Genomic DNA, 8,354 nt, shown 5'->3' on the forward strand with positions numbered 1-8,354 from the left:
CGCCTATCTTTAAAAATCGCACCCACCGCGCGGCGTGGGGAAACCGCGACTTAACTCCCCCGGGGTTCGCGGAGTCCGGTTGCCGGACTCCGCGAAGCTTGGCCTGCGGCTATTTGGCGTCCTTGGCGGTGTCGCTGACGGCGTGGCCAGCGGCCGACACGTCCTTGCCGACGCCTTCGACGGTGTTGCAGGCCGAAACCATCAGGGCGGCGGCCGTGACGGCCAGGATCAGGATCTTGCGCATGGGAGGAGGTCCAGACTGGAGGGAAGTGCGGCCGAGATTAGCCACGCGAAGCGCTGCTGTTCAAGCCTCCGCGCCGTCCCAGCGAGTTGTCATCCCGGACAAGCGCTCAGCGCGAAGATCCGGGACCGACGCGTGAACGCAGGTGCTTCCCGCGGTCCCGGATCTGACCCCGGCATTCGCCGGGGTTGTCCGGGATGACAAATCAAGGGTTTCGGTTCGACTGGATGCTACCGATGGCCCGGCCGATAGTCCTCCTTTACATGCCCTTGAAGCTGCGCCTCCGTGAACAGCACGGGCTTGGTTCGCATGGTCGCGAACAGCGGCGTCTGGTCGGCATAGTGCGGCGAGGCGGCATCCAGGGTGGCCGACCCGAACTGGTGGATGCTGTCGGAATGGACCACGCCCTGTTTGTCCCAGCTGACGAACATGATGAAGGTGTCGCCGGCGTCGGCGGTGAAGGTTCCGTCTTTCTGCGGAATGCCCCAGACCGCGCGATAGGTGTCGGCCGCGCCGTCGATTGGCAGGTCGACCTTGCCGTGGCGGATGCGATTGACCTGGCCCCATTTCGGATCGAGGCGGCCGAAGCCTTGCTTCAGCGTGACGATCGCCGCCTTCAAGCTCTCCAGCGGTGTCGGGACGGGATCGCCGTTCATCTGCGCCACCAGGATGGGCTGGGCCATCAGCGAGGCCAGGGCGGCGGCGCGGTTGTTTACGTCGGTGCGCCGGTCCCAGCCACGCAGGATTGCCTGGGCGGCCTTGAGGTCGGCGTCGTTCCCCGGATCGGCGGCGATCGCCTGCCGCACCATGGCCACGACGGATGAACGCTCGCTGTAGGCGATGTCGAACTTGTAGCGCCGGAACGCTTGATCGGTGATCGCATGGTCTGCCCCGACCAACTCCTGGATGCGCAGGGCGCGGTTTGTCACGTTGGTCTGCAAGCCTTCGCTGGCCGGGAAGTCGGCGGACCTCAGATTGTCGGCCGGGTCACTGGCCAGGAATGGGCTGTTGTTGGAGTTGTAGACATAGCCCGACCGGGGGTTCCACAGTTGGGGAATGGTCTCGACCGGGCGATAGCCTTGCCAGACGAGATCGGAGCGATCGCCGGGCAGGATCTTTGTCCAGTCCACGCCCTCCCGGCGGTTGGGGTATTGTCCGTTGTGGACGAAGCCGATGTTCCCGGCGGCGTCGGCATAGATGTAGTTCAGGCTGGGCAGGGCGTGGGTGGCGATGCCGGCCCGCCACTCGGCCAGGTTCCGCGCCTTGTTCAGCCGCCAATATTGCAGTGGCTGGCGATACTCGCCCATGCCGGCATAGCGCAGGGCGAACAGGCCGTGCTTGGTCTCGAGCACCGGACCCTGGACGGTGCGCAGGGCGTGCTTGGTCACCGGGATGACGATCGGCCCCCACAGCTTGATCCGCAGCTTGACGTCGTGCCGCGTGAAGTCGCGCCACTGGCCGTCCAGTCGATACTGGTTTTTGTTCTGCGGGTTGATCACCAGCCGGTAGGCGTCGAACAGGTCGGGTTTGGAGACGGTGTTGGCCCAGCCCAGGGTGGCGTTGTGGCCATGCAGCATGAATGGCGCGCCGGGGAAGAAGCCGCCAGCCACGTGCCAGCCTTCGCCGCTCTCGACCACGGCTTCGTACCAGGCGACCGGGCCGGTATAGGGCTGGTGCGAATTGACCAGCAGACGGGTGAAGCCGTCGGCGGTGCGTGACGGTGCGACCGCCAGGCCGTTCGAGCCCTTGGGTGGGGCCTTCTGGGCCTCCTCCGGCGCGTTCAGCCGCTTCAGCTCGCCATCCAGGCCGTAGAAGAACGGCTGCTTGAACACGAAGCCCGCCAGCACGTCCTTGCCGCTCAGGGGCAGCAGGCCCGGCGTCACCGCGTCGGGATGTTGGGCGGCATAGAGGTTGACCCCATCGGCATAGGCCTCAAGCAGGACGCGCAGATCGGCGGGAAGCTTGGGATAACCCGCCTCTACGGTCGGCCACACATCAAGCAGACCCACCAGATAGTCGGTGACTGCGGCCTTGGCGCCGTCGCGGTGCGCCAGGGTCCCGCGGGTGGCCAGCACCACGCTCTGCACGGTGGCGAAATCGTCCTCGGACTGGGCGTAGGCCAGGCCGAAGGCGGCGTCGGCGTCGCGCTTGCCCAGGATGTGAGGCACGCCCCATTCGTCGCGCCGGATGCGCACGTCATAGGCGCCGGCCTTGGCGATCAGAGCCTGGATGTCGGGTTTGGGCGGCTGGGCGGCGCGATCCAGGCCGATCAGCCCCAGCACGGTGATGACCGCCAGGCAGACGATGACCAGCAGGCCTCGAAAGATCCAACGCATTACGTTCCACCCCTATCGTTCTTTTGCGATGATGATGGGCGCGGATCACGGCTGGCGATAGCCGGACCTTAGGGAAGCCCATTAAGCGCGTCGCCGCCGGAGCCGCCGGAGCCGCCGGAGCGCAGAGGGCCGTCGACCACCTCGAAGTCGCGCGAGCGCATCTGGCCCTCGGCCAGATGGATGCCTCGGCATCGTGGTGTCTCGCCAACCGCGCTCGTAAAGCCTGGTCATCGAAGTCCCCGACGACGGTAGGGTTGCCCGTTCGTCTGACGCTGCGCATGTCGTCCGGCGATCACACCGTCGTGCTGCGGCATCCCAACATCGTTAACCGGCAGGCTTTTCGCTCACGTCCATCGGGAAATTCGGCGACCGCGATCAGGGTTTTACCCTATGGATGAACGGCGCGCGCTGTTGCAACCTGAGCGGGCTTGCAGATGCCGGGTGGCCTCCCCCGATTCCCCCCGGCATGTCGGTCCGCCCAATTCCGAGGGGGTATGACCAGATCGCAGGCTGAGAGCCGGTCGGGGTGTCCCGACGCATAAATCCGGCCGGCTCTCCACCGCTTGCAAACCGCCTCAGACGATCACGGCGCGGCATTAGCCTGACGCGGCGCTTCCTCGACAGGCATGTCGAGATCGCCGAGGCCGGCGGTCTTGACCGCCTCACGCAGCTTGGTGATGGGCTCACCGGCCAGGGTCGAGAACGAGAGCTCGCTCTCGACGGCCCGGTTCTCGGCAAGGTTGGCGAAGGCGGTGGGCGAGGTTGGATCCTTGTTCAGCGACACCGCATAGGTCTTGCCTGGCAAGGTTCGGCACAGCAGGACGAAGGTCTTGGTGTCGTTCAGCAGGCGCGGGGTCTTCAGGCACTCCAGCGCGTCGCCGCTGGCCGAGGGAGCATAGGCAAAGTCGCGCGGGATCATCGGCTGGTCAAACACCACCTTCAACACCAACACGCCGGGCGCGATCGCCTGGCCTGCGGCGGGCCAGGTGCCCACGACCCTTGGCTTGGCCGTCGGCGGCATCACCAACACCGGCGACACCGAGGTCGGCTCCTCGCGCGGCCGGGGCGTTGAAGGCTTGGGTGGGGACACGGCGGATTGCGCCAAGGCGGGGCCGGAGGCGAGGCACAGGGTCAAGGCGAGGGTCAAGGCGCGCATATACTGTATCGTGCCGCTAAAGCGCGGCCTTCTCAAGGCCGGGGAAGCGTCTGGCGAGGCGCTATCGCGCCTTTAGTTCAGATTGAATCGGCATCCAAATATTCCGTCTCCCCGGCGAAGGGGAACTGGAGCGAAGCATCTGTGTAGCCAAACACGCGCTAGCGCGTCAGCCAGGGCTTGCTCTTGTTGCTCGAATTAGCCGCCGCCGCCTGCTCGCGCTGGAACTTCCCGCCGCGCGGCGGTTTCGGCTTGACGGCCAGGGCGGCCTTCTTCAGGCGCAGGGCGCGCTGGATCGGGGTCTCGCCGGGAACTTCGGGGGAATCTTCAGGCTGGTCGGTCATGATCGCTTTCTAGCATGAGCCGCGACCGACCGCGATGTCGCTGGCGCCGACTCTCGGCCTGAGGCATCGTCGCGGCGTGGGCGACGTGGCGATTAACGGAAAGACCTGGAACGAGGCCGAGCACGACCTGGTGGTCGGCGACTATTTTGTCATGCTCGACAAAGTGATGACCGGCCGCGCCCTTGATCCGGCCACCCACCAGCGGGCTCTGCGCTTCGTGACCAACCGCTCGGGCGGGGCGATCACCTTCCTGCAGGGCGAGATCTCGGCGATCCTGACGCTCGTCGGTCTGCCGACCCTCAAGGACCATCCGCCGCGCTGGGACTTCGGCGACGTCCTGGTCGATGCGATAGACCGACATCTGACCGCCAAGCCCGCGGCCCTGAAGGACCTGGCCCAGCCGCCGGCCCTGTTGGGTCGCGCCGCCGCGCCCGTTCTGGCCGAAGGCGCGCCGGCCCAGGCCGTGCCGGTCCGTCCCAGCGAGCGGACGCGCGCCCTCATCGCCCGCTTCGACCCCGCCGACCGCGACGGCGACGCCCGCATCCTGAGCCGCATCGGCGTCGCAGCCGCCTTGGCCTATGAGCAGACCCGCCTAACCGCGCGCGGTCGGCCCGACCTCGCCGACCAGGTCCGCCTGGCCCTGCCCCCGGACGATGAGGGCTGCGACCTCCTCAGCTTCAGCCGCACCGGCGCTCCGCGCCGCATCGCCGTCAAAACCACCACGGGAGGCGCGGCGACGCCCTTTCGGCTGAACCAGGGCGAGGAAGCGTTGAGCCGCGAGCAGCCCGAAGCGTTCCAGGTCTACCGGCTGTACGACGTGGCGCGGGAGGCCAGGGTGTTTCGTGTGCGCGGCGCGCGCGGCGCCGTTTAGAGCATTTCCCGACCTGACTGCGTCAGGCCGTGAGCTCTGATCTTTTGTTTTGAAGCATTTTTCTTCACGCGAACCGGAACCACTTCGCTCGAAAAATGCCTTAGGGCACGTCGTTTCGCGCCCAAGGCCCGAACGCCGGACGCTGCTTCAGCCGCGCGTAATAGGCTTCGACCGCCGGCAGTTCCGCGCGGTCCATCGGCGTCGCCACCCAACGGTGCACTGACACGCCCATCACCACGTCGGCCACGCTGAAATCGTGTCCGGCGACGTGGGCGCCGGTGATCCGCAACTGTTGTTCGAGGATGGTCATGGCCCCATTCCAGGCCTGGACGCTGGCGGCGATCTGCGCCGCGTCGTCATAGCCCGGCGTAGGACGGCCCAGGGCCAGGAAGGCGTAGCCCCAGGTCGGGTTGAGCTCGGTGGCCTGCCAGTCCATCCACTGCTCGACCACGGCGCGCGGCCGAACCACGGCGGGCAGCAGGTGGCCGCCGCCATAGCGGGCGGCGAGATACCGGCAGATGGTGTTGCTCTCGTAGAGCGCGCCCTGCTCGTCGATAAGCACCGGCACCAGGCCGTTGGGGTTCAGCGCCAGGAATTCCGGGTTCTGGGTCGAAGCGAACCCCTTGCCCCAGTCCTCGCGCTCATAGGCCAAGCCAAGCTCGTCGCAGGTCCACAGCACCTTGCGGACATTGAGGGACGAGGTGCGACCGAGGATTTTCAGCATGTGTTCTCCAACGATGAAGCCGCGTGAATCGCCATTCAAACGCACTTCACCTATGCTGGCTTTGATGACCCGCGACGCCGTTATCGCCGTTCTGCGCACCGCCGAGGCGGCTTTGCGCGCCATGGGCGTTTCCCGAGCGGCTCTATTCGGATCGACCGCTCGAGGTGAGGCGCGACCGGACAGTGGTCTGGACATCCTGGTCGAATTGGACTCAGCAGCGAAGATCGATCTGTACGACTATGTCGGAATCCAGTATTTTTTGGCCGACCTGTTTGTCGAGCCCGTTGATGTGGTCAAACGCGAGAGCTTGAAGGCGCATGTGCGCCCAACCGCCGAGCGCGATGCGATCTATGCCTTCTGAACGAGACGTTCAGGCCTGGACCGATATTCTGGAAAACGCGCGTCTGGCGCTCGCTTTCACCATCGGTCTCGACGAAGCCGCCTTGGCCCATGATACCAAAAGCTTCTACGCGGCGACCCGCTGCCTTGAGATCATTTCCGAGGCCGCCCGTCGCCTTGATGTGACCGAACGCTAACGCTTCGCCGACTTGCCATGGCGGGAGATCATGGGCTCGGGCAATGTCTACCGGCATGACTATGACGACGTATCGCCGGCCTTAGTCTGGGCCACCGTCACCTACCGCCTTCCACAGCTGATCGCTGCCGCGGAGGGCGCGTTAAACGGTCAGGGGTAGCCAGCTTGGCCTGGATCAATCCCCGTCCATCTTCAACGCCGCGATGAACGCTTCCTGCGGGATTTCGACCTTGCCGAACTGGCGCATGCGCTTCTTGCCGGCTTTTTGCTTGTCGAGCAGCTTGCGTTTGCGCGAGGCGTCGCCGCCGTAGCACTTGGCGGTGACGTCCTTACGCAGGGCGCGGACGGTTTCGCGGGCGATGATCTTGCCGCCGATCGCCGCCTGGATGGGGATGACGAACATGTGCTGCGGGATGAGCTCCTTCATCTTCTCGCACATGCCCCGGCCCCGGCTCTCGGCGCGGTCGCGGTGGACCAGCATCGACAGGGCGTCGACCGGCTCGGCATTGACCAGGATCGACATTTTGACCAGGTCGCCGGGCTTGTAATCCTCGACCTGGTAGTCGAACGAGGCATAGCCCTTGGAGATCGATTTCAGGCGGTCATAGAAGTCGAACACCACCTCGTTGAGCGGCAGCTCATAGACCAGCATGGCGCGGTTACCGACATAGCTCAGCTCGCGCTGCACGCCGCGACGGTCCTGGCACAGCTTGATGACGCCGCCGAGATATTCGTCCGGGGTGAAGATCGTCGCCTTGATCCACGGTTCGAGAATGCTCTCGATGTGCATGGGGTCGGGCATGTCGGCGGGGTTGTGGAGCTCGATCTCCGTGCCGTCGCGCATCTGGATCTTGTAGACCACCGACGGGGCGGTCGCGATCAGGTCGAGGTCGAACTCGCGCGAGAGGCGCTCCTGGATGATTTCCAGGTGCAGCAGACCCAGGAACCCGCAGCGGAAACCAAAGCCCAGGGCGGCGCTGCTTTCCATCTCGTAGGTGAAACTGCCGTCATTGAGGCGTAGGCGGCCAACGGCGGCGCGCAGGGCCTCGAAGTCGGCGGCGTCGACCGGGAACAGGCCGCAGAACACCACCGGTTGCACGTCCTTGAAGCCGGGCAGGGCCTTGTCGGTGGGCTTCTTCTCGTCGGTGATGGTGTCGCCGACGGCGGCGTCGGCCACTTCTTTTATTTGGGCGGTGATGAAGCCGATCTCGCCGGGGCCGAGGCTCTCGACGGGGGTGTTTTTGGGCTTGAAGACCCCGACCCGGTCGATCAGGTGGGTGGAGCCGTGCTGCATCATCTTGATCTTCTGGCCGGCGCGCAGGCGGCCGTCGATCACCCGGACCAGCACCACGACGCCCAGATAGGCGTCGTACCAGGCGTCGACCAACAGGGCCTTCAGCGGCGCGTTCTCGTCGCCCTTGGGCGGCGGCAGGCGGGTGACGATGGCTTCGAGCACGTCATGGATGCCGACGCCTGACTTGGCGCTGGCCAGCACCGCGTCGCTGGCGTCCAGGCCGATCAGGTCCTCGATCTGGGCGCGCACCCGCTCGGGCTCGGCGGCCGGCAGGTCGATCTTGTTGAGGACCGGGACGATCTCGTGATTGTTGTCGATGGCCGAATAGACATTGGCCAGGGTCTGGGCCTCAACGCCCTGCGAGGCGTCCACGACCAGAATCGACCCTTCGCAGGCGGCCAGTGAACGTGAGACCTCATAGGCGAAGTCGACGTGGCCGGGGGTGTCCATCAAATTGAGGATGTAGGTCTGGCCATCGTCAGCCTTGTACTCCAGGCGCACGGTCTGGGCCTTGATGGTGATCCCGCGCTCCTTCTCGATGTCCATGTTGTCGAGGACCTGGGCGGTCATTTCACGCGCCGTGAGGCCGCCGGTCTCCTGGATCAGGCGGTCGGACAGGGTGCTCTTGCCGTGGTCGATGTGGGCCACGATGGAGAAGTTGCGGATCAGGTTCAGAGGCGTCGAAGTCATGGGCGTGCGTCTAGCATATTTGCGGGCGTTCGCGAGCGTAGTTCCTCCCCCTGTGGGGGAGGTGGCGCGTAGCGCCGGAGGGGGAGCGGGGGGCGGGGCGCCATCGTGGGGCTGCCTGTCGGCCGATCACGGGGGGGCCCCGGGGGGGGGGCGGGGGGCCCCCCCC

10 protein-coding genes are annotated in these 8,354 nt (G+C 65.8%); 4 read left to right on the forward strand and 6 right to left on the reverse strand.

Features of this window, described 5'->3' with window-relative positions:
- Positions 1-109: 109 nt before the first annotated feature.
- The 4 genes from ACP7AG_RS13640 to ACP7AG_RS13655 form a co-directional block, all read right to left on the reverse strand.
- A complete protein-coding gene (locus ACP7AG_RS13640) occupies positions 110-244 on the reverse strand; it encodes an entericidin A/B family lipoprotein (RefSeq protein WP_426013013.1) in 135 nt (44 codons plus the stop codon).
- A 227-nt stretch (positions 245-471) separates the two neighbouring features.
- Positions 472-2,577, reverse strand: coding sequence for an acylase (locus ACP7AG_RS13645; RefSeq protein WP_426031468.1), 2,106 nt, complete (start codon positions 2,575-2,577; stop codon positions 472-474).
- A 583-nt stretch (positions 2,578-3,160) separates the two neighbouring features.
- Positions 3,161-3,733 (reverse strand): hypothetical protein, encoded by a 573-nt coding sequence (locus ACP7AG_RS13650; RefSeq protein WP_426031470.1) that lies wholly within the window; start codon positions 3,731-3,733, stop codon positions 3,161-3,163.
- 158 nt (positions 3,734-3,891) lie between these two features.
- On the reverse strand, positions 3,892-4,074 hold the full coding sequence (locus tag ACP7AG_RS13655) for a hypothetical protein (protein ID WP_426031472.1): 183 nt from the start codon (positions 4,072-4,074) through the stop codon (positions 3,892-3,894).
- Between the two features lie 85 nt (positions 4,075-4,159).
- Here ACP7AG_RS13655 and ACP7AG_RS13660 point away from each other — a divergent pair, with 85 nt between their 5' ends.
- Positions 4,160-4,945 carry a DUF3883 domain-containing protein gene (locus ACP7AG_RS13660; protein ID WP_426031474.1) on the forward strand — a complete coding sequence of 262 codons (786 nt, stop codon included), beginning with the start codon at positions 4,160-4,162 and terminating at the stop codon, positions 4,943-4,945.
- 100 nt (positions 4,946-5,045) lie between these two features.
- Here the strand turns inward: ACP7AG_RS13660 and ACP7AG_RS13665 are convergent, their stop codons facing one another.
- Positions 5,046-5,669, reverse strand: a complete 624-nt coding sequence (locus ACP7AG_RS13665) for a glutathione S-transferase family protein (RefSeq protein ID WP_426031476.1) — start codon at positions 5,667-5,669, stop codon at positions 5,046-5,048.
- 64 nt (positions 5,670-5,733) lie between these two features.
- On the opposite strand from ACP7AG_RS13665, the gene ACP7AG_RS13670 reads away from it, so the two are divergent.
- Genes ACP7AG_RS13670 through ACP7AG_RS13680 form a run of 3 tightly spaced genes read left to right on the forward strand, consistent with a single transcriptional unit; the run spans position 5,734 to position 6,364 of the window.
- On the forward strand, positions 5,734-6,030 hold the full coding sequence (locus ACP7AG_RS13670; RefSeq protein ID WP_426031478.1) for a nucleotidyltransferase family protein: 297 nt from the start codon (positions 5,734-5,736) through the stop codon (positions 6,028-6,030).
- Positions 6,011-6,205, forward strand: coding sequence for a hypothetical protein (locus tag ACP7AG_RS13675; protein WP_426031480.1), 195 nt, complete (start codon positions 6,011-6,013; stop codon positions 6,203-6,205). Before ACP7AG_RS13670 ends, ACP7AG_RS13675 begins: the two co-directional genes overlap by 20 nt.
- 12 nt (positions 6,206-6,217) lie before the next feature.
- Positions 6,218-6,364, forward strand: coding sequence for a DUF86 domain-containing protein (locus ACP7AG_RS13680; protein WP_426013000.1), 147 nt, complete (start codon positions 6,218-6,220; stop codon positions 6,362-6,364).
- A gap of 15 nt (positions 6,365-6,379) precedes the next feature.
- Here ACP7AG_RS13680 and lepA read toward each other — a convergent pair whose 3' ends face one another.
- The gene (gene lepA / locus ACP7AG_RS13685) at positions 6,380-8,188 is read right to left on the reverse strand and encodes a translation elongation factor 4 (RefSeq protein WP_426012998.1); all 1,809 of its coding nucleotides are present in this window, start codon (positions 8,186-8,188) and stop codon (positions 6,380-6,382) included.
- Between the last annotated feature and the right edge of the window lie 166 nt (positions 8,189-8,354).

This window comes from Caulobacter sp. DWP3-1-3b2 (assembly GCF_049896325.1).
Taxonomy (GTDB): Bacteria; Pseudomonadota; Alphaproteobacteria; order Caulobacterales; family Caulobacteraceae; genus Caulobacter.